Below are 22,303 nucleotides of genomic sequence, written 5' to 3' on the forward strand. Positions count from 1 at the left end.
AATAGTAGATGAGGAGGACGGCGATCGCAAGCGTGAGAATGTAGACGATGCCGAGCCGGAGCGCCCACTCGAGCTGCGACGCCCCGAAGACCAGCACCCCGACCAGGAGGGCGAAGAACGCGGGCGTGACCCAGCGTGGTTTCTCCTCCTCGCACGCCCCGGCGACGCTCGGCGCCATCGCCCTCTGCTTGAGCGTCTCGATATCGGTCGACCGGAAGATCAGCGCCATGAAAAGCCCGATGACGATGGCGAGCACGACCGCAAAGACCGCCCGTGCTATCCCGAGGTCGAACCCGAGCACCCGGGCGGTGTAGATGATCGCGAGGATGTTGATGGCCGGTCCGGCAAAGAGAAACGTCGTCGCGGGGCCGATGCCGCTCCCTTTCTTGAGGATGCCGGCAAATATCGGCAGGATGGTGCAGCTGCAGACGGCAAGAATCGTCCCCGATACCGATGCTATCCCGTAGGAGATGTGTTTGGGCGTGTCCGGGCTGAAGTACTTCAGGATCGCCTCTTTCTTGACGAAAGCCGCGATGGCCCCGGCGATGAAGAACGCCGGGACCAGGCAGGTGAGGACGTGTGCCGAGAGGTAATCGAGCACTGCCGCGAGCCCCGACGCAAGAGCGCCGATGAGTAGGTCAATCATGGTCTTTTCCTTTCGTTGTGGTCTGATGGTCTCTTACTGTTTTATTCTATCTTCAACTCAGATGACGGCAAGGGCCTGGAAGGCCACGCCGGCGAGGACGGCAACCCCGAGGATGACCGCCACGAAGGTGACCAGAAGACGCCGCTCGAAGATCGCGGCAAGCAGCGTCACCTCCGGGATGCTCGCCCCCGCGCCGCCGATGATCAGAGCCATGACCGCCCCGATACCCATCCCCTTCTCGAGGAGGACGGCGCTGATCGGGATGAGCGTCTCCGCCCGGATGTACATCGGCACCCCGATCACTGCTGCCACCGGGATGGCGAGGGGGTTGTCCGGCCCCGCGACCGCGACGATCAGGTCTTCGGGGATGAACCCGTAGATGAATGCACCGATCCCGGCGCCGAGCAGGAGGTAGGGGAGCACCTGCCGGAAGAGACTGACCGCGAAGGAGAACGCCCCCCGGATGCGGGTGCCGTGGCTGCTGTTGCAGTCGCACGGTTCCGGCCTCCCTTCGACCATGACGTCCTTCACATAGCGGGCGTAGCCGAGCCGGCCGAGGAGCCAGCCGAGCACGACTGCGGCCGTGAGGGTGAAGACGGCGTAGATGGCGGTCGGGACGACCCCGACGAGCGCGACGAGAAGGGCGAGGATCACCGGGTTTAAGAGCGGGGACGCGAGCAGGAACGACATGCAGACCCCGAACGGGATCCCGATGTCGAGGAGGCCGAGCAGGATCGGGATCGTCGAGCAGGAGCAGAACGGGGTGAGCGCCCCGAACCCGGCAGAAAGGACATTCCCGGCACCCTGTCGCCTCCCGGCGAGCACGCTCCGGATCCGTTCTTCGGGAATGTAGGCCTGGAGGAGCCCGACCAGGAAGGTGATCCCCACAAATAGCAGAACCAGTTCCCCGGCGATGACGACGAAAAACTCTCCGGCGGTGATCAGGTTCGAAGCGGTATCCATGGTCGCTCACTCGCCTGCCCTGTTCCCTCTCCTGAGGGCCGTACGCCGCCCGGGCACGGAACTCCTCACCCATACGCCTGCCATGCTCCGCTTCCGGTCACTCCTTCTTCTCGTCCGTCTTCTTCGGCACAATCTTTACGTTGCCGCAGCAGCCGCCGCCGCAGCCGCAGTCGCTCTCCGGTGCAAAAAGGTTCTTGATCCGTCCGGCGATGCCCTCCTTCCGGTTTTTGCTGGTGTCGTCCGTCATGGTGCTACGCTCCAGCGTTTCAACATTATTTGAAATAGTGTGGTGACGCCACCCGATAAATGTTCTGGTTTCAAAAAGAGTTGACGCGGGGGTCAACCGGCGGGCTTGTGGTAGAGCCCCGTCAGGATGAGCCGTGCTGCTCTGCCACCGCTGATAACACCGACGTTTTTCCTCTGCGGTCTTACAACCGGTTCGTATCCGTATGGTAGCGTCGAAAAGTTATAGGCATCTCCATTTCATGTTACCCTGAAATAATGAGTGTGACACCCCGATGACAGAAGACGAAATATACCGGGGCGCATCCCTGTCCCTTCCTCCCGACGTCGAGGAGTCGCTCTGCCAGTGCGGCGGGATCGCGGAGCTGGTGGAGCAGTTGCCGGAGGAGGGCATCCTGGAACGGGAGAGCGCCCTCTTTCGAGCACTCGCCGACCCGTTCCGCCTCAAGATCCTCGCGATGCTTGCCGTGCAGCCGCTCTGTGTCTGTGTCATCAAGGTAGTGCTCGGGATAGCGGATTCAAAGTTATCTTACCATCTCTCGGTCCTGAAGACAGCCGGGCTGATCGTCGGCGAGGCGCAGGGGAACTGGATCATCTACCGGCTGACCGGTGAAGGCACCGCCTGGGCGCAGCAGATAGCAGGCAACGCCCGGAGTTGAAAACAGGCACATCCGGGGATCTATACAACACCCGGTACAGGCCCTGCCACCGAGCCCCGGTTGGAACGCGAACGCGGTGTGCAGGTCTCTCCGGACCGCCACTATCCTCCGCCCGGGATGGGGGCAGGGTTCGCAACCGGGAACCGTCCACCTGGCCGGAGATAAGCTCCCCCATCGTAACTGCGAGGGGATGGCACCGAGGTCCGGATCTCGCGCTAAAATATTGCAATTCCGAAGTAGGCCAGTATAAACTTCACAGAGACGTACAAAAAGTAGACGCCGAAGATCAGTTTCAACGTTGCCGGGTGGAATTTCTTGATGACGGCAGCACCGAGCTGTGCGCCCACGATCGTTCCTGCGGCCAGGATCAATGCAGCGCCGATTGCAACGTATCCCTCTGCGAGCTTGATGCCTCCACCGACGACGGCCAGGGGGATCATCGTTGCCAGTGACGTTCCCATTGTGACGTACACCGGCGCGTTAAACAGGTAGATCAGACCGGGAACAAGGGCATATCCTCCGCCCAGTCCGACAAGCCCCGTCAGAATACCGACGACAAACCCGAACAGCCCTTTTCTCCCCTCTGAACCGGGGATGACGTTTCCTTCCGGCTGGCTTTTCTTTCGATGCGCAACCCCTTCGAGAATCATGCGAACCGCAGGCAGAAGGAACGCTATACCGAGTATCAGTCCCAGAAGGGCCGTCTGATCCGAGAGCAGGTTGAAGGCATACGAACCGGCAATCACGCCGATTATGCCAAACCCACCAAGCCATAGGGTAGTTTTTACATCCAGGTTTTTCCGTATCAGATGGCCGTATCCCCCGGATATCGCTGTAAAGATGACAGCGAACAGCGTGGTACCGATTGCGATGGGCACCGGATACCCCAGGTAAAAATGGAGGATCGGCAACATGACACTGCAGCCGCCGGTCCCAATGATTCCGCCAAGCATTCCGGCGGCCAGTCCGACAACAATGAGCAGGACTGCCGCCGTTAACGTGATAGCGGGCGCTCCTTCTTTTGCCGCCATGCCTGTTGAAAAGGACCATACGGTCAGGCCGACGATGATTGCTAACAGAACGATTGTCGGCGCGTACTTTTTCAATACACTGGCAATATCAACGCTCTCGGTTACTTTTTCAGCCATTCGATCACATCCGGAGGGTATTTTAAATTTGTTTGAACCTCAGGTTGGCTGCATGTCGACATTATGGTGAGGGTTTCTGCAATATTTGAAATAGGTCCGGCCGGGGGTGGAAAAAGAGGAATTAGCCGGTGGGGCAGCGCAGGCTTTCCCGGCGGATCGGTGTCTATATATCGGCTGCCATTTCATAATTGCTTGAAACATGGGGTCTGAGTCCGGGTTGGAAAAGAACACTACGCGCAGGCAGGAATCGATGGCCCTCCCGGAAGGGATCGAGGAGGCGCTCTGCCGGTGCGGCGGCATCACGGGACTGATGGAGCGGCTGCCGGGGGACGAGGCCCTGGAAAGGGAGAGCGTCCTCTTTCGCGCACTCGCCGACCCCCTCCGCTTAAAGATCCTCGCGATGCTCGCCGTCCAGCCGCTCTGCGTCTGCGTCATCAAGGCGGTGCTCGGGATAGCGGACTCGAAGTTATCCTACCACCTCTCCGTCCTGAAGAAGGCGGGACTGATCACCGGCGAGGCGCAGGGCAACTGGATCATCTACAGCCTCACCGATCTCGGGGACACTCTATGGGTGCGGCGGATACGCGCCGCCAAAGACCGGGAAAAAGAGTGAATCGGGGCCTATACCCCAAGCCCCTCAAGAAACATCCGGTGCAGGCGCAGGTCACCGCCGAGCTCCGGGTGGAAGGCGAACGCCATGTGCCGGCCGCTCCTGACGGCAACAATCCCCTCCGGGATGCGGGCAAGCACCTCGACGCCGGAGCCGACGTCCGTCGCTACCGGCGCCCGGATGAAGATTGCCCGGAAGGGTTCGGTCAGCCCCGCTACATCTAAAAGAGCCTCGCGGGAGTCGACCTGCCGCCCGAAGGCGTTTCGCGCCACGTGCATCGGGATGAGGTTCAAGGTCCGCACCCGCGGATCGTCCACCCGGTCCGCCGAAAGAACCATCCCCGCACAGGTGGCGAATACTCCGCCCGCGAACTCCGCGAGCGGCTCGTACATTCCGTTCTTCCCGATCAGCCGGGAGATGGTGGTGGACTCCCCGCCCGGTATCGCAAGTGCGTCGAGCCCTGCAAGGTCTTCCGCGCGCCGGACCGCTGCGACCGATGAGCCCGACCGGTCGGCGAGAGCCTCGCGGAACGCCCCGATATGCTCGGCGACGTCGCCCTGGAGCGCGAGAACCCCGACCTTAACGCCCACGGGTCTGCAGCACCTCTTCTTCGCGGAGCATGTGGACGTCGAGGCCCTTCATCGCCTCGCCGAGACCCTTGCTCACCTCGCCGATGACCTTCGGGTCATCATAGTGGTTCACCGCCTCCACGATCGCCCGGGCGGTCGTCTCGGGGTCTGCGGACTTGAAGATGCCCGACCCGACGAAGACCCCGTCGGCCCCGAGCTGCATCATCAACGCCGCGTCGGCCGGCGTAGCGATGCCGCCGGCGGAGAAGTTCACGACGGGAAGGCGGCCGAGGTTTGCGCACTCGATGACGAGTTCCACCGGCGCCTCGATCTCGCGGGCCCGGTCGGCGAGCTCCTGGCTGTCCATCCCTTTCAGCGCCCGGATCCCGCCCATGATCGCCCGCATGTGGCGGACCGCCTCCACGACGTTGCCGGTGCCGGCCTCGCCCTTCGTCCGGATCATCGCCGCACCCTCGTTGATGCGGCGCAGCGCCTCCCCGAGATTCCGGGCGCCGCAGACGAACGGGACTGAAAAATGGGCCTTATCGATATGGAACTGCTCGTCCGCCGGGGTCAGCACCTCGCTCTCGTCGACCATGTCCACACCGAGCGCCTCCAGGATCTGGGCCTCGACGAAGTGGCCGATCCGGGCCTTCCCCATCACCGGGATGGAGACCGCATCGATGATCTCGACAATCTTCTGCGGGTCGGCCATGCGGGCCACGCCCCCGGCCGCTCTGATATCGGCAGGGACTCTCTCAAGCGCCATGACGGCGACGGCACCGGCCTCCTCGGCGAGCTCGGCCTGCTCTGCGTTGACGACGTCCATGATGACGCCGCCTTTCTGCATCGACGCAAAGCCGCGCTTGATCAGCTCGGTGCCAAATCTCAGTTCCTCGAGTTTCATTACTCTTATGTATAGCTCATGAACCCCAATAAAAATAGTGCGGCGATCTCGGCGAGGGCGAAGATGATCGTCGCCGCCCGGACCGCGCGGACGATCTCGGCGCCCGCCTCCGCGAGCGTCCGCTCCGCATCGCCGATCGTGTAGAAACCGGGCTTTTCGAGCCGGACGCCGACGCCGCCGGCGATGACGGCCATCGGGATCCCGCCGTTGAACCCCGGCCGCTTCTTTCTATCCCGGCACAGCGCCGCCCATGCCGGGGTGAACCGGCCTTTCGCCGCGAAGTAGGCAAGGAGGATGAGGCCGGTCAGCCGCGCCGGGATGAAGTTTGCGATATCGTCGATGCGGGCCGGGAACCACCCGATCCGGGCCCGCTCGTCCCGGTAGCCGAGCATGGCGTCCAGGGTGTTGACCGCCCGGAAGGCTGCGGCCCCGGCGAGCCCGAAGAGCCCGAAGTAGAAGAGCGGGGAGACGATGCTGTCCACCAGGTTCTCCGTCATCGATTCGTAGGCGGCCGAGAGGACGTGCTCGGGATCGAGGCGCGCCGTATCCCGGCTCACCATCATCCCGACTGTCGAGCGGCCCGCATCGATGCTCTCGCTCTCAAGCGCCCGGACCACGGCGGCGGCATGCTCCTCGAGCGCCCGCCAGGCAAGACAGGCCTTGAGGAGGAGGGGCGCGAGGAGGAAATAGAGGTACCAGGGAGCCACGAATTCGACGAGCGCGAAGGGTGCGGCAAAGAGGGCCACGGTCAGAACGGCCCCCGCGACCCCGATCGATCGCTGGATACGAACCGGGTAGCGGTCCGGGACTCCCCACCACCCGATGAACCGGCCGAGGAGTGCCACCGGGTGATGCCGTGAGTGCGGGTCGCCGATCAGCCGGTCCACCAGCAGCGACGCGGCGACTACGACCGCTGCCGCAGCCATGTAAGGATGAACCCGAGTAAAAGCGCCGCGAATGCAGCGGCGTTCAAGAGATCAACCCTTAGTGCGAACCACAGCCCGTAGAGCACCAGGGCGGCGGCAACGAGGGCGAGGATCGGGACGGAGGAGCCCCACCGGAACGGGACCGCCGGGGCGGCCGGGGCCGCCGGGATCTCGACCGGTTCGCGCTTCGGTGCCGCCCGCTCCCTGACGACGACCCGGAACTCCGCTCTTTTGGCGCCGTACCCGGCGATCACCTCGACGTTGAAGACCCCGGGGTAGGCGTCCTCCCGGATGGGGATGCGGAACTCCTCGTCCCCGTTCACGTAGAGGTTCTCGTGGAAAAAACCGGTGAAGATCGAGGAGTTCGTTGAGGCGAGGGTGATGTGGAGCGGTGACCCGTGGTTGACGATATGGAGGACAAGGTCGCTCCCCGGCATCGCCTCGACCTCGTCCGGAACCTCGATGGAGTTAATCCCCCGGCGGTTGAGATGAATCTCCGTCATCGGTCAGCTCAGTCCTCACAGGCGGTCTGCGGGAGGAGGTTCGGGATGCCCTCGTTGATGGGGTAGTCGACGCTGCACGCCGCGCACCGGAGGGTGCCTTCCAGCACCTCCTCACCGCTCTCTTCGGTCACGGTCAGTTCGAGTTCGCCCTTGCAGACCGGGCAGCAGAGTATCTCCAGCAGGTTTTTTCTCATCGCTCGCCCCTCAGATCGATGATCTGGGACATCTCGGGACCCGTCGATATCAGGGTGACGGGTTTGCCGATGTCCTTTTCGGCCTGCGCGATGAAGTCCTGTGCCGCTTTGGTCAGCTGATCGTACTCCGTCGCGCCGAAACAGGCCGGGTCGACCCGGTCGATGCCGGTGATCGCCGCCTGGGTGCACCCGTTGATCATCGCCGAGTAACGGGCCATCTTCCCGTCCCAGGTGCCGATGCGGCGCTGGCGATGGGTGACGGTGCCGAACTCCTCGATGCCGAGCTCGTGCGACCGCTCCGTCGTCATCTCCGTGGAGAAGGGACCCTCGCCGACCCGGGTCGGGTAGGCCTTGAAGACGACGATGACGTCGTCGATCCGGGTCGGGCCGACGCCGTTGTCGGCGGCGATCTGCGAGGCGGAGGTGTCTTTGCTTGTCACGAACGGGTAGGTCCCGAAGTAGAGCGAAATGCCGAAGCCCTGGGTCCCCTCGAGGAGGACCACCTCGTCCCGGTCCAGGGCGCTGTTGACGTCTTGGGCCACGTCGGTTATGTAATCCGCGAGCTCCGGGACGTCTTTCGCCTGCCGGGACGTCCGGAGGACGCGGTCGGCGTTCGCCGGACCGCACCCGGTGCCGGTGCTCCCGATCTTATCCCTGAGGTGGCCGCTCGCCCTGTCCCGGGCGATATGCTCCTCTTCGATGACGCCGCACCGCCCGTCGACAAAGATCCTGCCCCGGACGCCGAGCAGATCGACTTCCCGCAGGAACACCCGGGGATCGACGAGCACGCCGCTTCCGACCATGAGGGCCGCTTCCTGGTAGACGAATCCCGAAGGGACCATCCTGACACCGTACTCCTTCTCTCCGACACAGACGGTATGCCCTGCGTTAGGGCCGACACCGCCCCGGGAGATGATGGATGGTCTGTCCTGATGAGCGATGTGGGCTACGATCTTTCCCTTTCCCTCGTCACCAAAGAACCCGCCGACGATAATAGTACAACTCATTGTTCTATCAAGTAGGATGGAGCGATACTGGGTGATAAACGTTACAATGTGACACCGGGAGAGCTGCCACCCCGCTTGAACATAACCGGGTTCCGACAACCGGTACACTGCCCGCTTCACACCGTTTCGCGCCCCGGGAGGGAGGGGCGGACCGGAGTCCCCCGGAGCGCCGGCAACAGAAGGATCACCACCGATCGGGTGGGTCTCCCGGCAGGCGCGGGGTTCCGGGCATGCACTTCCGGCATTGCGCTGTGATATTCGCGCATGTCCCGCATTTCCGGCGGCAGCGGCCATCGCATATCAACCCCGGCATCTACCGATCATCTCCGGCACGGTTGCCGCCGGGATCTGGACCCCTTCATTTCCAGTGGAAATTTAATTTCATGGATATTCCAGACCGTCACATCGAGTTTTTCCCCCGGAGCGGCATGGTGATCTGTAATCAGATCGGTCACCGGGGCGCGGATGCGAACCCGAAGATCTGCCCGGGGTTTGAGGGACCGGATGCATATTCCCGATACGGGTACGACGGGATCCCGACCGGCCAAAATCCCTGAATAAATCCACATCTCCAGTGGAAATAAAGGGGTTCTCTATCCGTCGTTTTTCTGTCGGACAGCAAACTATCAGTTGCCCGGGCAGAGATTATCCATAAAAGAATTTCGATTTTCGTTTGAATATTTATGGGGATATTTTTATTTTATCGATTCAAGAAAGGTCCCCATACGGGAGAGCGCCTCTTTGAGATCGTCGCGCGAGACCGCGTAGGCGCACCGCAGGTGCCCGACACCCGAGGGCCCGAGGACGCTTCCCGGGACGACCGCCACGTGCTGCTCGCGGAGAAGCGCCTCCGCAAATTCGGTATCGGTCATGCCGGTGCTCTCCACAGAGGGGAAAGCGTAGAACGCACCCTTCGGGACGTGGCAGGAAAGACCGAGCTTGTTCAACCCGTCGACGAAGAGGTTCCGCCGGAGGCGGTACTCCCGGACCATGGCGTCCTTCTCGGCTTCCCCGATCCGGAGCGCCTCGTAGGCCGCGATCTGCCCCATGACGGGGGCGCAGAGCGCGACGTACTGGTGGATCTTTAAAGCCGCCGCGGCGATCTCGGCCGGAGCGCAGAGGTAGCCGATCCGCCACCCGGTCATGGCGAAGGCCTTCGAGAACCCGTTCAAGGTGATCGTCCGCTCGAAGAGTTCGGGGATCGTCGCTGGCGAGAAGTGGCCGCCGTCGTAGGTGAGATCGGCGTAGACCTCGTCGCTGATGAGGAGAAGGTCGTGGTCGACCAGGAGATCGGCAATGGCGCGCCAGTCCGCCTCCTGCATCACCCCGCCGGTTGGGTTGTTCGGGAAGTTTGCGACGAGCACCTTCGTCCTCGGCGTGATCCGTTCCGCGAGCGCGTCGGCCGTCAGCCGGAACTCGTCCTCCGCCCTGCAGGGGACGGAGACCGGGATCCCGCCGGCGAGGGAGACGCAGGGGATGTAGGAGACGTAGCAGGGCTCGGCGACGAGCACCTCGTCGCCCGGGTCCACGACGGCCCGGATGGCGATGTCGGCCGCTTCCGAGACGCCGCAGGTCACGATGATCTCTTTGTCGGCATCGTAGCGGGTGTTAAACCGGGTATCGAGGTAGCGGCTGATGGCGCCCCGGAGCTGGGGCGTCCCCTTGTTCGAGGTATAGGCGGTCGACCCCTGCTCGATGGAGTAGATGGACGCCTCGCAGACGCACCAGGGGGTCACGAAGTCCGGTTCGCCGACACCCAGGGATATGACGTCCTCCATCGTCTGGGCGATATCGAAGAACCGCCTGATGCCCGAAGGGGGTATGGCACGGGCCCGTTCCGAGACGAAGTCCCTCAACGCACCTCACCTCAGAACGAGTAGGGGAGACGCTCAACCTCTTCGCGCTCGGCGAAGGTGGTGCCGTTCTCCTTGTAGGTCTTCATGATGATGTGCGTCGCCGTCTCCCGGATCCGGTCCATCGGAGCGATCTGCTCGGATACGAACCGCGCAATCTCGTGCATGCTCGGCCCGGCGACCAGGAGCTGGAGGTCGTAGATCCCGGTCATGAGCCGGAGCGACCGGACCTGCGGGAACCGGGTCAGCCGTTCTGCGATCCGGTCGTAGCCGAAGTCCCGCTCGGGCGAGACCTTCAGCTCGATCACCGCGGTGACCTTGCCGTCGCCGGCCCGCTCCCAGTCGACGACCACGCTGTAGCGGCGGATGGCGCCGGCCGCTTCCAGCCGGCTTATCCGGTCCCTTACATCCTCTTCACTCACCTCGGCCAGCACCGCAAGTTCGCTTACCGGGGTGCGGCAGTTCTCCTCCAGGAGATGGAGGAGGATACGGTCCTTCTCGTCCATAACTTCACCTGAACATTGCTCTCAATCGGTTGATGTCGAGCTCCTTAAGCCTCGGGTCGTCGAGCCTCGGGTCGCGCGTGACGACCTCTTCGATCTTGCTCGTCGTTGCGTCGAACCACATCTCCTTCGTCCGGCCGTAGCGGCCCCGCGAGACGACCCGGGTGTTGATGACGCCGAGCATGTTGAGCTCGGAGATGAGGTCCGTGATCCGGCGGTGCGTCAGTACGTCGAGATCGATGATCCGGGCGATCTCGCGGTAGACCACGGTGACCTCGCCGCTCGTGAAGATCCTCTTGCCCATCTGCTCGAGGATCAGCATCGCGTAGAGGACCGCCTTGCTCTGGGTCGGGAGGGTGGAGATGCACTCCACCATGCTGTCGGTCTCGATCTTCTCCTGCGCCATCCGGACATGCCTCTCATCCACAGTCGCGGCGTTCTCACGGTCCGCGAGTTCGCCAGAGACCCGGAGGAGGTCGAGCGCCCGCCGGGCGTCGCCGTGCTCCTGCGCCGCAAGCGCCGCACAGAGCGGAATGACCGTCTCGCCGAGCGCTCCCTCGACGAACGCCAGATCGGCCCTCTGCTGGAGGATGTCGCAGAGCTGCGGGGCGTTGTAGGGGGGGAAGACGATCTCCTCCTCGGAGAGGGAAGAGAGGACGCGGGGGTCCAGGAAGTCGGTGAACCGGAGGTCGTTTGAGATCCCGATAATGCTTACTTTCGCGAACTTGAGGTCGGAGTTGATCCGGGTGAGGTTGTAGAGGGTATCGTCGCCGCTCTTCTTGACGAGTTTGTCGATCTCGTCGAGGATGATGACCATGACCCCACCGCTGCTCTCGAGCTGGTTCTTCAGTTCCGCGTAGACCTGGTCGGTCGGCCACCCGGTCATGGGGATGTGGTTCCTCTTGCTGTCGCTCGGGTGCTCGTCGGCGTCGTCGAGGCCGTTCGCTATCTGGGCGAGGACCCGGTACTGGGTGTCGATCACTTCGCAGTTGAGGTGTACGATCCTGCACTTCGTCCCGGCGAGTGCGCTGGCGTTCTCGAGCTCCGTTCCCACGTACCGGGCCGACGCCGTCTTCCCGGTCCCGGTCTTGCCGTAGATGAGGATGTTTGACGGAGTCTCGTTCGTGAGGGCGGGCGCAAGAATGGAGGCGAGTTCGTCAATCTGCGGTTTCCGGTGAGGAAGGATCTGGGGACGATAGCTGTGTCGGAGCACTTCCCTGTTCTTGAATATACGCCTGTTGGTCAGGTATTTTTTGAATAATCTCATTGGGTTTGTCTTATCGTCCGACATGATGTCACCGGAGGGGGTTGTCAGGACAGGAAATTTTCGTGTCGAGGACTCTTAAGATGATCGTTTTCAGGACAGATAACCCCTTCGTTTCCAGTGGAACAAAGGACCGTTGAATACCGGTGGGATGCCGATGAACTGTTCAGGATGGCGACGGTATCAGAGGACATGCCGGGAGAAAATCCAGGATCGCCCCCACCCCTTTGTTTCGTGTGGAGAGTGATGATGATACGACCCGTATCATTCAATCAAAAAGTGATGACGATAGTCATGTGTACCTCTTCAACTCAAACTATATAATTTTATGGAAAATGTACAGGACAGGAAAAAACGGCTGCAGAACAGGTAAACAGAAGCATAGAACGAGGAAAGAAGAGGATCGGTGCAGAAAAGAATTGTCCAGGGTGGAGGGATAGGCGTACGGAACAGGAGGGGAAAGTCTGAAAATGGGGAGATGCAGGTATGAAACAGGAGAAAAAAGTTCGAAAATGGGGAGATAGATGTACGAAACAGGAGAAAAAAGTTCGAAAATGGGGAGATGAGGGTACAAAACAGGGAGGAAGAGTTCAGAGTGAGAAGAGAATGGCACGGTACCCACCCCCGATCACCCTGTCGCCGGACCGATCAACCGTTGGTCAGGACCCCGGTTACTCTCCCGGACGGATCGGATCGGCACTCCTCCGGGACCAGGCTTCTGTCCCGGTGAATCGAGTTATCGTTCCAGGCAGGTTGCATCTCCTCCCCTGAACGGGTCCGGCGGATCGGATCGAAAAACTCTCCTGCCGGCCTGGATCCTGTTAACTATCTCGGATGAACCGGATTCGGCCATCGGGGATCCACGGAACCCATCCTCCCTTCCTGCATCGCCCCTCCCCCCGGGCCGGGGCGAACCGTCATGGTTCCAGTCGAAACAAAGGGGTCGGGGATTGCATCCCGCTTCGCGGGGAGATACAAAGAAGTAAAATACGCGGTACAGAGGTACTGGAAGATTCCATATGGAAAGTAGCCACCTAAAACCCCTCATCGTGAACGGTGCTGTCATCACCGTCTCTTCGACCCGGAAACCCGAGACCGACACCAGCGGAAAGGCGCTCGTGGATCTCCTCACCGCTGCCGGCATCGAGGTGACCCACTACGCCATCATCCCCGACGACCAGGAGCGGATCCGCTCCGAGGTCCGGGCGGCGCTTTCGCGTGCCAACTGCGTCATCGTCACCGGGGGCACCGGGCTCACCCCGGACGACGTGACCATCGAGGCGGTCGCGCCGCTGCTCTCAAAGACCATCGACGGGTTCGGTGAACTCTTCCGCCTGAAGAGTTACGAGGAGATCGGGACAGCCGCGATCCTCTCGCGGGCGATCGCGGGCGTCGTCGACGGCCGGGCGGTCTTCTGCATCCCGGGTTCGACGAAGGCGGTCACCCTCGCCGCCCGGGAGATCATCATCCCCGAGGTCCGGCACATTCTCAACCACGCCTCGTCGGGTCAGCGGTAGACGTCGAGGAGCGCCACCCGCTCAAGCACCAGTTCGCGGAACCGGTCCTCCCCAACCACTGCGACCTCCTCGGGGGTGATCCCGAAGAGGTCCGCGAGGCGCGCCCGTTTCTCGGGATCGATCTCCTCCTCCGGGTCGTCATCGACGAACCGCACGAGACCGGCAAGGCGGTCCCGGACGCCGGGCGCCGGGGGGCAGACGGCGACGTACGACCGGTTCTCTCCCGGGTGAATCCCGAAGGACGAGGCCGTCTGACACTGCCGGGTTCCCGCGGCGTAGAGGAGCGCCTCCATCTCGATTGAGTTTGCGATCGGGTCGCCCCGGGTCCACGACCGCCAGGCGTGCCGGAGCGCCGCCTCCACGTGGCCGCGCCCGGCAAGGCGGTCGGCGTCGAAGAGGATGATGTGGGTCCCGAACTCGTCGGCCGCCGCGCGGACCTTTCGGAGAAAGACGACGTTCTCGTCGACCGTAAAGACCGCCCGGTAGGTATCGCATGCTATCTCTGTCATTTCGTTCACCCGAACCGGGAAAGGGTCGACTGCTCCTCGCCGGCATTCCCGATCTCGTCCCGGGCACCATCGAGCTGCTCGAAGACCTGTGCGGCGATCCCCTGCCCGAGAACCTTCCCGACCTTCTCCGGCCCCGCTTCCCGGAGCGCCTCGATCGAGTCGATACCGTTGTTGAAGAGCCGGCGGGCCCGGACCCGGCCGATCCCCCGGATCCTGATGAGCGGCAGGAGCTCCTTCCTGATGCCGTGTTTGGTCCGGAGTTCCATCTCCTCGATGGGGGCCTTGAGGTGCGGGGCAAAGAGCCCGGCGAGTTGCCGGCTCGCGTGGACCAGCCAGGCCACGCTCTCCACCATCCCGTAGACGTCGCCCGGGCCGACGCTGTAGCGCTCGCAGATCACGTCTTCGCCCACCTCATCGGCCCAGTCGGCGAGGAGGAGCGCGGTCTTGAGGCTCCGGTCGAACCCCTCGCCCGCGTCCCAGGGGATCTCCGTCCAGAGTTCGTCCCGGTGGTCGGCCAGGAACCGGTCGAGGGCGTACATGTCGTTTCTCCTGACATAGAGCGTCGGCATATCCGGTGTCGAGCAGAGGAGATGCAGAAGGCCGATATCGGTGTATTCTCTCCGGCCCGTCATCGCCGTCACGATCACCTCGGCGCTTCTCGGGTCGATGTAGAGCCGGGAGACGAGCGACCCGTACTCGGTGGCCTCGAGCCACTCCCCCACCTCGGTGATCATCTCGCTCTCGCGCAGGAACTCAAGCACCCGGTCGACCGCCCGCGAGAGCGCACGCGGGCTCTCGCCCTGGTGGGCGTAGAACGTCCCGTCCATGAACCCCAGGACCTCGCCGCGTTCGCGGGCGAAGTTGGTGGCGATGAGCGAGAGGATATGGGTGCAGAGGACCGCCTCGTCCGCGCACCGGCTCCGGACGTCTTCCGCCGGCGCCTCGATGTAGCAGTCGAAGAGCTCGTCGACCATCTCCTCGGACTTCGCGATCAGGACGGCCTCGCCGTAGGGGTCGAGACGCGGCCGTCCGGCCCGCCCGGCCATCTGCCGGTACTCCCGGACCGGGATCGGGACCATCCCCTCCCCGGCGTTGAACCGGAGGTAGTCGCGGACGATCACCCGCCGGGCGGGGAGGTTTAAGCCGGCCGCGAGCGTCGGGGTCGAGGCGATCGCCTTGATCTGCCCCTCGCGGAACCCCGCCTCGACGAGCTGGCGCTCCTCCCGCGAGAGCCCCGCGTGGTGGAACGCCGCCCCCTGGGCGACGCAGGCGGCGAGGGTCTTTCCCATATCGGTCGAGGCGCTCGACCGTATCTTATCAGCGTAGCCGGCGAGGACGGGGTTTGCGATTTTTAAGCCCGATGCCGCGCGTTTCGCGAACGCTTCGGCGTTCTTCCTCGAGCTGACGAAGACCAGGCACTGCCCACCCTCCGCGACCGTGTCGAGGACGAGGTCCAGGTCCTCGTACTTGCTCTTTCGCCCGACCTCCCGGATGTCGTCGGCAAACCTGATGCCGTCCTCGAAGAAGACCCCTTCCCGGAGGTCGACCGGCCGCCACTCGCTCTCGACGAGTTCGGCGTCCAGCCACCCGGCGAGATCGGCAGGGTTCCCGATGGTCGCCGAGAGGGCGATGATCTGCATATCCGGGTTCTTGTGCCGGAGTTTTGCGATCACCATCTCGACCGTCGCTCCCCGGGAGGGGTCGTCGATCAGGTGGACCTCGTCGACGACGAGCAGGCTGATCTCCGAAAGCCACGGCGTCCGGTTCCGCAGGAGCGAGTCCACCTTCTCGCTCGTCGCGACGATGATATCGTTCCTTCCCAGGTACTCGTCTCTTCGATCGAAGTCGCCGGTCGCGATCCCGACACGGAGGCCTTTCCCCGAGAACTCCTCGAACTTCTCGCTCGCGAGCGCCCGCAAAGGAACGATGTAGAGGCACTTGCCGCCCCTCGCCACCTGATGGTGCATCGCCATCTCGGCGACCAGGGTCTTGCCGCTCGCGGTGGGGATGGCGACGAGGAGGTTCTTTCCCGAAAAAAGGCCCGCTTCGACGCAGGCGGCCTGCGGCGGGTAAAGTTCCGTGATCCCGCCGGCAATGTAGCCGGCCGCGAGGTCCGGCGGGACGGGGAGATCGGCTATCTCCATGTGTACCCCTTCATTTCCACTGCAAACCGCATATCTTCCGTATTGTCATGGGCAGGGTCGGTCCGGCCCGGTCGCATCACGAGTAGTACTCCAGCATCGCCTGCTTGGCTTCCTTCTTCTTCCGGTCGAGGAACCCGTAGACATGCTCGTGCGGCACGCCCTGGATCAGCATCTCGATCGCTTTCCTCGCGGTCTCGGCCTGATCCGGGAGACCGATGATCGCGACGGTCTTGCCGTGAACCGAGATCTCTGTCGCGGTCATATCCTCGATCTGGGCGCGGGACGTTCCCGACTTCCCGATGATCCGGCCCCGGAGCCGTTCGAGCTGCCGGTTCGTCCCCGAAAGGTCGGCAAGGTCGAGGATATCGAGCATCATATCTTCATCGTCGAGGAGACGGAACGCACGCTCCGGCGAGAACCCCCGGTTGATCGCGGAGACGACGTTCGTCGCCGTCATGACGCCGACGGGGTCCTCCCCTTCGAGCGTCACCAGTCCTTCCTCGCTGTCGATCCGGAGGGTTATCCCGGTCTTCTCTTCGATCTCGCGTTTCGTGGACCCGCTTTTGCCGATGAGTACACCGATCCTCGCTGTTGAAACTTTCATCTCCTGTATGGTCATGGTTGCATCCCTTCTTCCGGTGTTCAGGGCTCCCGGCGTCCGGTGCCGACGAGCGTTTTGATGATCTCCTCTTCGTTTTGCACGTCGCAGTAGCGGGAGAAATATCGATTGAGGTTCTTGATATCCCGGACCAGAAACGCAGATGCCCGCGGGTGATCCAGGGTGACCGCCTGTCCCATATCGATCAGGTATGGTTTCTCGTGGTAGAGGATATTGTATTCGGAGAGGTCGGCGTGAACCAGGCGCGCCTCCCGGTAGAGCCGCTCCACGTAGCCGAGGATCTCGCGGTATACCGCGCCGTAATCCTCGACCTCGGCGTTCCGGAGCTGCGGATACGGCATCTCGTCTTCGCCCAGGAACTCCATTAAGAGGATGTTGCGGTCGAACGCGAGCGGTTCGGGGGCCGGAATCCCCGCCTCGTGCGCCCGGGCCAGGTTGCTGAACTCCTTTTTGGTCCAGGCGAAGATAAGGCCCTTGCGCGTCCCCCGGACGCTCGAGAACCGGCGGTCCCCCGCCAGGTACTCGGCCATCGCCTTGAAATTCGCGGTCTGGATACGGTAGATCTTGATGGCGAGCCCCCGCCCGTCGCGCTCGCCGTAGAAGACGTTCGCCTCTTTCCCGGTGCTGATCGGCCCGCCGATGACCGAGATCAGTTTTTTCTGGACGAGCTTGTAGAGGGCGAGAAGGGTGACCTCGTCGAAGACGTCGTCCCGTACCTTCACCGTATCGGCGTCTTTTATCCTGACGCCCATCGCCTCTATCTTGCGGTCGAACCGCTCGTGCTCGTCTCTCTGACCCACGGCCGGATCACCTGCTGCAGACGTAATCGTGTACGGGGGCGAGGATATCGATGAGGTGGGCTGCGGCGGCGTTCTTGAGGTCCAGCGGGTGAATCTCGCCCGCCGCGTAGGCTCGTTCCAGGTCCTCGTAGGCGGCAAACTCACGGTCGCCGCCGAACTTCTCGGGCCGGCGGATGACGACCGCACCCGCCCGGGGGAAGACGTGGTAGCGCAGGATCTCCAGCACCGGGTTGTTCTCGACCTCGGGCGGGCAGAACGCCTTCTTCATCTTCTTTTTGATATCCTCCTCGGAGTCGGCGACCGATATGACGTTTCCGGCCGACGACGACATCTTCTTCCCGTCGAGGCCGTTGATGATCGGCGTATGGATGCAGACCGGCGCCGGATACCCGATCGAGGGAAGGTGTTCCCGGGCGAGCATGTGAATCTTTCGCTGGTCGATCCCCCCGACGGCGGCGTCCACCTCAAGCGTCGCGATATCGACCATCTGCATGATGGGGTAGACCATCTGGGAGACCGTCGGGTTGTCCATCTGCCGCCCGACCTCGTCCATGCTCCTCTTCGCCCGGTTGAGGGTGATCGCCTGGGAGAGTTCGAGAACGGCAAGCTCGTACTCCGGCGTGAGCTGCACTTCCGAGCCGAGGACGTAGTTTGCGCCGCGGAGGCCGAGCCCCTCAAAGCAGCGGCGGTTGTACTCGGCCGTCTCCCGGATCTCTTCCATCGTTCCCTTGCGGTTCAGGAACGCGTGGAGGTCGGCGATGAGCACCGTCACCTCGAACCCCGCCTGCTGCAGGTCCATCAGCTTGTTCACCGTCACCATGTGGCCGAGATGAATCTCCCCGCTCGGCTCATAGCCGGTGTAGACCCGCCTGACCGGACGGTCGATGAGCGCACGCAGTTCCTCGTCGGTGACGACCTCTACCGTATTCCGCGTCACCAGTTCATACGGATCCATTAAAAATAGTGGGTCTGCCGGAGAGTTAATCCTTCTTCCTCCCCCGCTCTCCATTCACCCGATAGCGACGAGACCGAGCGCTTCGTTGGTCATCCGGATGGACTCTTCCGGATCTTTTACGGTTCCCATCAGGGCGCGGATGCAATCGATGTTCTCCGGGATGACGTCGGCCTCCTGGTGGATCGCCTGGAAGCAGTAGAACTCCTTGCCGTTCAGGATCGAGACCGACTCCTCGAAGACCCCGTTCTCCCAGAGGTCCGTCCTCGGCCGGCCGAGGTCCTGGGTGTACTCACGGAGCTGGGCGTTGCTCTTGATTCCGGTGGCCTTGCGGACGAGGCCGATCCGGCTGTGGTCCTCAAAGACCTTCAGCACCTCCTCGCGGGTGGTCTCCTTCTTCAAGTCCATCTGGATCGTGTGCATGTGCATAAACGTCGTCGGGACGATCATCGCGAGGGTGACGATGTCGATCTGCGGGAGGACGGTCCTGACGTCGGGGCCGTGGTGGCTCGGGATCGTGGCCGGGTTGAGGACGATGGCGTCGATCGGTCCCCGCTTGATGTCGTCGGGGTCCGCTCCGCGCCGGACCATCACCGCCCGGACCCGCGCGACGCCGAAGGCCTGGTCCAGGGCGTGGATGACCCGGACGAGCCCGGTGGAGTTGCACGAGACGACCCGGGCGAACTGCTTTCCTGCGGCCTCGTTGTAGTTCGCGTGGGCGTTGAAGGAGAACCCGGCGACCTCGTGCTCCTCGCCGCCCTGGAAGATCGCCTTTTTGCCGAGTTTCTCGTAGATCGGCCGGTTCTTCTCCCCGACGCCGCCGGGGGTGGCGTCCACGATGATGTCGGCGGCTTTCAGCATCGCATCGACGTCGCCGGCGACCTCGATGCCGGCCTTCTCGAACGCCTGCTTTTTGCCGAGATCTGCAATGTAAAGAGGATACCCGCGCTCTTTTGCGATGTACGCCTCGGCGGAGACGCTGGTCTTTGAGACCCCTATCACTTCCATGTCGGGCTGTGCGGCGACCGCATCGGCGACTCGCTTACCGATGGTGCCGTACCCGTTGATCGCGACTTTGATCATGCATGTTGGAATACAGAACAAAAATTAATAAAGGTTGCTGGTTTGGAAATAGCGAAGATATCAGGCGCTCTTATCGCCAAAAGGGATTCCGGAGTGCTCTTTATCCCCATCAGGCCGATTAAGTCGCGAAAGAGAGACCTCAAGGTATTAATGGGTTCCTTCACGCAGGCAGCAAGCAGGGGAGAGGGGCTCCTGCCGGAGATCTTCCGGCCGCCTCCTCCTGCAGGACCGGAGAGTGCGGCAGGATTTATAACCGGCCGGTGCCATGAGCATATATCCATGGAGAAACAGCCCATCCTCGCAACCGGCCGCCTGCTCCTGCGGCCGTATACCCTTGCGGACGCCCGTGCGGTTCAGCGGCTCTGCGGAGACTACGCCGTTGCCGCGACGACTCTCCTCCCCCATCCGTACCCGGACGGCCTCGCCGAGGCATGGATCGCCTCCCTCCGCGAGGGCATCGAGCGCGGCGACGCCGCAGCCTTCGCCGTCACGCTCGCCGGAGAGGGGCCCCTCATCGGCGGTGTCCGCCTGCGGATCGACCCGGCTCACGTCCGCGGGGAACTCGGGTTCTGGGTCGCGAAGCACTGCTGGGGCCGGGGGTATGCCACCGAGGCGGTCCGGGCGGTGATCGAGTACGGGTTCTCCGTGCTCGGGCTGCACCGGGTCCATGCCATGCATTTCTCCCGCAACCCTGCATCCGGCCGGGTGATGGAAAAGTGCGGGATGATCCGCGAAGGCCGCTTCAGGGAACATGTCCGGAAGTGGGGCATCTATGAGGATGTCGATCTCTGGGGGGTCCTCCGGGACCCGTCCGTCCGTCCCGGGGTAGAGATCCCCTCTCCGCCGGTAAAGGCACCCCTATGACCGGACAGCCCGCCCTCGTAACCGACCGCCTGCTCCTGCGGCCGTTCACCCTCGCAGATGCCCCGGAGGTGCAGCGGCTTGCCGGCGACTACGAGGTCGCGTCACATGCTCTCGGTATACCCTACCCCTACCCCGACGGAGCGGCTGAGAACTGGATTGCCACCCACCGCTCGGGGTTTGAGAAGGGGATGCACGTCGTCTACGCCGTCACCTGCCCGGAGGAGCAGGGTCCTGTCGGCGCAGTCGGGCTCGTGGAGGTGAATCGCCGTCACGGGCGGGCGGAGCTCAGCTACTGGGTCGCGAGGCACTGCTGGGGCCGGGGGTATGCCACCGAGGCTGCCCGGGCGACGATCGAGTACGGGTTCTCCGTGCTCGGGCTGCACCGGATTTATGCCATGCATTTTTCCAGGAATCCGGCGTCGGGCCGGGTGATGGAAAAGTGCGGGATGGTGCACGAGGCGCATCTCCGGGAGCATGACTGGAAATGGGGCGTCTTTGAGGATGTCGACGTCTGGGGAGTTCTCCATGACGAGTGGCTGGAGCGGTGCACGGTCCCGGCGATCCGGGAGTGCCGGGTACACTGAACCGGCCGGTTCAACCCTCCCACTCCTGCCGTACGGGAAATTTATTAAACCCCGGCGCGACGGTGTAATGGGGAATGTGGACGGGGTTCGCCCCACCACTCTGTTACTGCCCCGCCAAAGGCATCCGCCCGTACTGAATCAGACCTCCGCCGGACAGAGAGTCGGGCAGTTGCCTCTGCGGCGTCGGGAACCTTACCTCCCGGCAAAGACGGCGTAACCCCGGTGCCCGTCCCCACATCGGCCGCAAAACATATATCATTACGAAGCCCTTTCCGGTGCCGGTGCCTATGACCAGCAGAATCAATCCTCCTGTTACCACCGAATCAAAGAACCCGGGATTTTCCGCCCTCCTCTCGTCCGTCTTCTTCGGGCTCGGCCAGGCATACAACGGGCAGTTCCTGCGGGGCGTGCTGATCCTCGTCGGGACGCTGATCGGAGGCCTCTCCTTCGCTCCCGCCGGGGCGGCCATCTGGCTCTTCGGGATCTGCGACGCCTACGCCACCGCACGGAGGATGAACGGGGGCACGGTGCCGTACCGGGACAGCAGCATTTCGGCCGTCATTCTCTTCTTCGCGGTCTGGCTGGCCGGTCTTCTTCTCCTGCCGGTCACCCCTGCGGCGCTCTCGGCCGCCACGGCAGGGCTGCCGTCATGGTGACCGGCTCAGCCCTGAGCCTTTCGCTCCGCCCAGTATGCCTCCGCCTCTTCCTCCATCTTCTCGAGCCGGTCGTAGTAATCTGGGAACTCGTTTAAGTGCGCAAGCGCTATCTTTGCCGTCAGGAAGAGGTCGTCGTCGGTGACGTTCGTCGCCGGGTCGTGGAGGCCGTGCTCGAGCTCCACGATCATGCCGCGCCGGAACTGTTCGACGTCGAACTTCTTCCAGGTGATGCCGAGCTGCTCGCCCATCGCCTCTGCTTCTTCGGGGGTTACGTCTCTTCGTGCCATGCAGGTTCCTCGGCGAGGGATAGCTCCCCGGGGTTATGAGCCTGTCGGCATTGCGATGATAAGCCGGAACCTCTTTCCTCCCCCAAAGAGCAGTACACGTACGAACAACCATGGCGGAACCGGTTGACCTCCACAAAACGGGCATCCCCGGTGCGGGAGGAGATGCTCCCGTGGGGGAGAAGAAGAACCCGGTCTTTGCGGCGGGCCTTTCCCTCCTCTTCCCGGGGCTCGGGCAGGTCTGCAACGGAGAGACGGGGAAGGGTCTCCTGGTGCTCTTCGGGGTGCTCGCAGGG

At 63.0% G+C, this 22,303-nt stretch carries 26 protein-coding genes and 1 pseudogene; 7 read left to right on the plus strand and 20 right to left on the minus strand.

Going from position 1 to position 22,303, the window contains the following annotated elements; genetic code table 11:
* From BRA62_RS11855 to BRA62_RS11865, 3 genes are all read right to left on the minus strand, one after another.
* Nucleotides 1-646, minus strand: a 646-nt coding sequence (locus BRA62_RS11855) for a permease (protein WP_292366858.1), incomplete at its 3' end; no start/stop codon positions are given.
* Between the two features lie 57 nt (nt 647-703).
* Nucleotides 704-1,609, minus strand: a complete 906-nt coding sequence (locus BRA62_RS11860; protein ID WP_292366861.1) for a permease — start codon at nt 1,607-1,609, stop codon at nt 704-706.
* Between the two features lie 97 nt (nt 1,610-1,706).
* Nucleotides 1,707-1,856: a hypothetical protein gene (locus BRA62_RS11865; protein WP_162492839.1), complete on the minus strand. Its 150-nt coding sequence runs from the start codon at nt 1,854-1,856 to the stop codon at nt 1,707-1,709.
* Nucleotides 1,857-2,127: 271 nt separating this feature from the next.
* On the opposite strand from BRA62_RS11865, the gene BRA62_RS11870 reads away from it, so the two are divergent.
* Entirely contained in the window at nt 2,128-2,511 is a 384-nt protein-coding gene (locus BRA62_RS11870) for an ArsR/SmtB family transcription factor (RefSeq protein WP_292366864.1), read from the plus strand.
* Nucleotides 2,512-2,726: 215 nt separating this feature from the next.
* On the opposite strand, the gene BRA62_RS11875 is transcribed toward BRA62_RS11870, so the two are convergent.
* Nucleotides 2,727-3,659, minus strand: coding sequence for a sulfite exporter TauE/SafE family protein (locus BRA62_RS11875; protein ID WP_292366866.1), 933 nt, complete (start codon nt 3,657-3,659; stop codon nt 2,727-2,729).
* 250 nt (nt 3,660-3,909) lie between these two features.
* Here BRA62_RS11875 and BRA62_RS11880 point away from each other — a divergent pair, with 250 nt between their 5' ends.
* Complete coding sequence (locus BRA62_RS11880) at nt 3,910-4,272, plus strand: ArsR/SmtB family transcription factor (protein ID WP_292366928.1); 363 nt, start codon at nt 3,910-3,912, stop codon at nt 4,270-4,272.
* An 8-nt stretch (nt 4,273-4,280) separates the two neighbouring features.
* On the opposite strand, the gene pdxT is transcribed toward BRA62_RS11880, so the two are convergent.
* The 9 genes from pdxT to BRA62_RS11925 form a co-directional block, all read right to left on the minus strand.
* Nucleotides 4,281-4,859 carry a pyridoxal 5'-phosphate synthase glutaminase subunit PdxT gene (gene pdxT / locus BRA62_RS11885; protein ID WP_292366868.1) on the minus strand — a complete coding sequence of 193 codons (579 nt, stop codon included), beginning with the start codon at nt 4,857-4,859 and terminating at the stop codon, nt 4,281-4,283.
* A complete protein-coding gene (pdxS, locus tag BRA62_RS11890) occupies nt 4,849-5,745 on the minus strand; it encodes a pyridoxal 5'-phosphate synthase lyase subunit PdxS (RefSeq protein ID WP_292366870.1) in 897 nt (298 codons plus the stop codon). The genes pdxT and pdxS overlap by 11 nt, the downstream gene beginning before the upstream one ends.
* A 5-nt stretch (nt 5,746-5,750) precedes the next feature.
* Nucleotides 5,751-6,671, minus strand: a complete 921-nt coding sequence (gene cbiB, locus BRA62_RS11895) for an adenosylcobinamide-phosphate synthase CbiB (protein ID WP_292366872.1) — start codon at nt 6,669-6,671, stop codon at nt 5,751-5,753.
* A complete protein-coding gene (locus tag BRA62_RS11900; protein ID WP_292366874.1) occupies nt 6,650-7,174 on the minus strand; it encodes a DUF7524 family protein in 525 nt (174 codons plus the stop codon). Before BRA62_RS11900 ends, cbiB begins: the two co-directional genes overlap by 22 nt.
* Before the next feature lie 8 nt (nt 7,175-7,182).
* Nucleotides 7,183-7,368: a methytransferase partner Trm112 gene (locus BRA62_RS11905; RefSeq protein WP_292366896.1), complete on the minus strand. Its 186-nt coding sequence runs from the start codon at nt 7,366-7,368 to the stop codon at nt 7,183-7,185.
* On the minus strand, nt 7,365-8,375 hold the full coding sequence (locus BRA62_RS11910; RefSeq protein WP_292366898.1) for an adenylosuccinate synthetase: 1,011 nt from the start codon (nt 8,373-8,375) through the stop codon (nt 7,365-7,367). Before BRA62_RS11910 ends, BRA62_RS11905 begins: the two co-directional genes overlap by 4 nt.
* 695 nt (nt 8,376-9,070) lie before the next feature.
* On the minus strand, nt 9,071-10,231 hold the full coding sequence (locus BRA62_RS11915; protein WP_292366900.1) for an aminotransferase class I/II-fold pyridoxal phosphate-dependent enzyme: 1,161 nt from the start codon (nt 10,229-10,231) through the stop codon (nt 9,071-9,073).
* Nucleotides 10,232-10,242: 11 nt separating this feature from the next.
* On the minus strand, nt 10,243-10,734 hold the full coding sequence (locus BRA62_RS11920) for an Lrp/AsnC family transcriptional regulator (RefSeq protein WP_292366901.1): 492 nt from the start codon (nt 10,732-10,734) through the stop codon (nt 10,243-10,245).
* 4 nt (nt 10,735-10,738) lie between these two features.
* On the minus strand, nt 10,739-12,022 hold the full coding sequence (locus BRA62_RS11925; protein WP_292366903.1) for an ORC1-type DNA replication protein: 1,284 nt from the start codon (nt 12,020-12,022) through the stop codon (nt 10,739-10,741).
* Nucleotides 12,023-13,014: 992 nt separating this feature from the next.
* On the opposite strand from BRA62_RS11925, the gene BRA62_RS11930 reads away from it, so the two are divergent.
* Nucleotides 13,015-13,512, plus strand: coding sequence for a MogA/MoaB family molybdenum cofactor biosynthesis protein (locus BRA62_RS11930; RefSeq protein WP_292366905.1), 498 nt, complete (start codon nt 13,015-13,017; stop codon nt 13,510-13,512).
* On the opposite strand, the gene cgi121 is transcribed toward BRA62_RS11930, so the two are convergent.
* The 6 genes from cgi121 to BRA62_RS11960 all read right to left on the minus strand — a co-directional run bounded on the left by cgi121 (nt 13,503) and on the right by BRA62_RS11960 (nt 19,619).
* Nucleotides 13,503-14,021, minus strand: coding sequence for a KEOPS complex subunit Cgi121 (gene cgi121, locus BRA62_RS11935; RefSeq protein ID WP_292366907.1), 519 nt, complete (start codon nt 14,019-14,021; stop codon nt 13,503-13,505). The genes BRA62_RS11930 and cgi121 overlap by 10 nt on opposite strands.
* Before the next feature lie 5 nt (nt 14,022-14,026).
* A complete protein-coding gene (locus BRA62_RS11940) occupies nt 14,027-16,165 on the minus strand; it encodes an ATP-dependent DNA helicase (RefSeq protein ID WP_292366909.1) in 2,139 nt (712 codons plus the stop codon).
* Nucleotides 16,166-16,241: 76 nt separating this feature from the next.
* Nucleotides 16,242-16,784 carry a KH domain-containing protein gene (locus BRA62_RS11945; RefSeq protein WP_292366912.1) on the minus strand — a complete coding sequence of 181 codons (543 nt, stop codon included), beginning with the start codon at nt 16,782-16,784 and terminating at the stop codon, nt 16,242-16,244.
* Nucleotides 16,785-16,807: 23 nt separating this feature from the next.
* Nucleotides 16,808-17,584, minus strand: a complete 777-nt coding sequence (locus BRA62_RS11950; protein ID WP_292366914.1) for a serine protein kinase RIO — start codon at nt 17,582-17,584, stop codon at nt 16,808-16,810.
* Between the two features lie 7 nt (nt 17,585-17,591).
* Nucleotides 17,592-18,539, minus strand: coding sequence for a tyrosine--tRNA ligase (locus BRA62_RS11955; RefSeq protein WP_292366916.1), 948 nt, complete (start codon nt 18,537-18,539; stop codon nt 17,592-17,594).
* A gap of 54 nt (nt 18,540-18,593) precedes the next feature.
* The gene (locus BRA62_RS11960; RefSeq protein ID WP_292366918.1) at nt 18,594-19,619 is read right to left on the minus strand and encodes a type II glyceraldehyde-3-phosphate dehydrogenase; all 1,026 of its coding nucleotides are present in this window, start codon (nt 19,617-19,619) and stop codon (nt 18,594-18,596) included.
* 279 nt (nt 19,620-19,898) lie between these two features.
* Here BRA62_RS11960 and BRA62_RS11965 point away from each other — a divergent pair, with 279 nt between their 5' ends.
* The 3 genes from BRA62_RS11965 to BRA62_RS11975 all read left to right on the plus strand — a co-directional run bounded on the left by BRA62_RS11965 (nt 19,899) and on the right by BRA62_RS11975 (nt 21,723).
* Nucleotides 19,899-20,483: a GNAT family N-acetyltransferase gene (locus BRA62_RS11965; protein ID WP_292366920.1), complete on the plus strand. Its 585-nt coding sequence runs from the start codon at nt 19,899-19,901 to the stop codon at nt 20,481-20,483.
* A complete protein-coding gene (locus BRA62_RS11970) occupies nt 20,480-21,067 on the plus strand; it encodes a GNAT family N-acetyltransferase (protein ID WP_292366922.1) in 588 nt (195 codons plus the stop codon). The genes BRA62_RS11965 and BRA62_RS11970 overlap by 4 nt, the downstream gene beginning before the upstream one ends.
* Nucleotides 21,068-21,354: 287 nt before the next feature.
* Nucleotides 21,355-21,723, plus strand: coding sequence for a hypothetical protein (locus tag BRA62_RS11975; RefSeq protein ID WP_292366924.1), 369 nt, complete (start codon nt 21,355-21,357; stop codon nt 21,721-21,723).
* 5 nt (nt 21,724-21,728) lie between these two features.
* Here the strand turns inward: BRA62_RS11975 and BRA62_RS11980 are convergent, their stop codons facing one another.
* Nucleotides 21,729-22,010, minus strand: coding sequence for a DUF5661 family protein (locus tag BRA62_RS11980; protein ID WP_292366926.1), 282 nt, complete (start codon nt 22,008-22,010; stop codon nt 21,729-21,731).
* Nucleotides 22,011-22,120: 110 nt separating this feature from the next.
* Between BRA62_RS11980 and BRA62_RS11985 the strand changes: the two are divergent.
* Nucleotides 22,121-22,303, plus strand: a pseudogene (locus BRA62_RS11985) (hypothetical protein); the annotation flags it as partial.

Origin of the sequence: Methanoculleus sp. UBA208 (genome assembly GCF_002498065.1) — an archaeon.
GTDB lineage: Archaea > Halobacteriota > Methanomicrobia > Methanomicrobiales > Methanoculleaceae > Methanoculleus.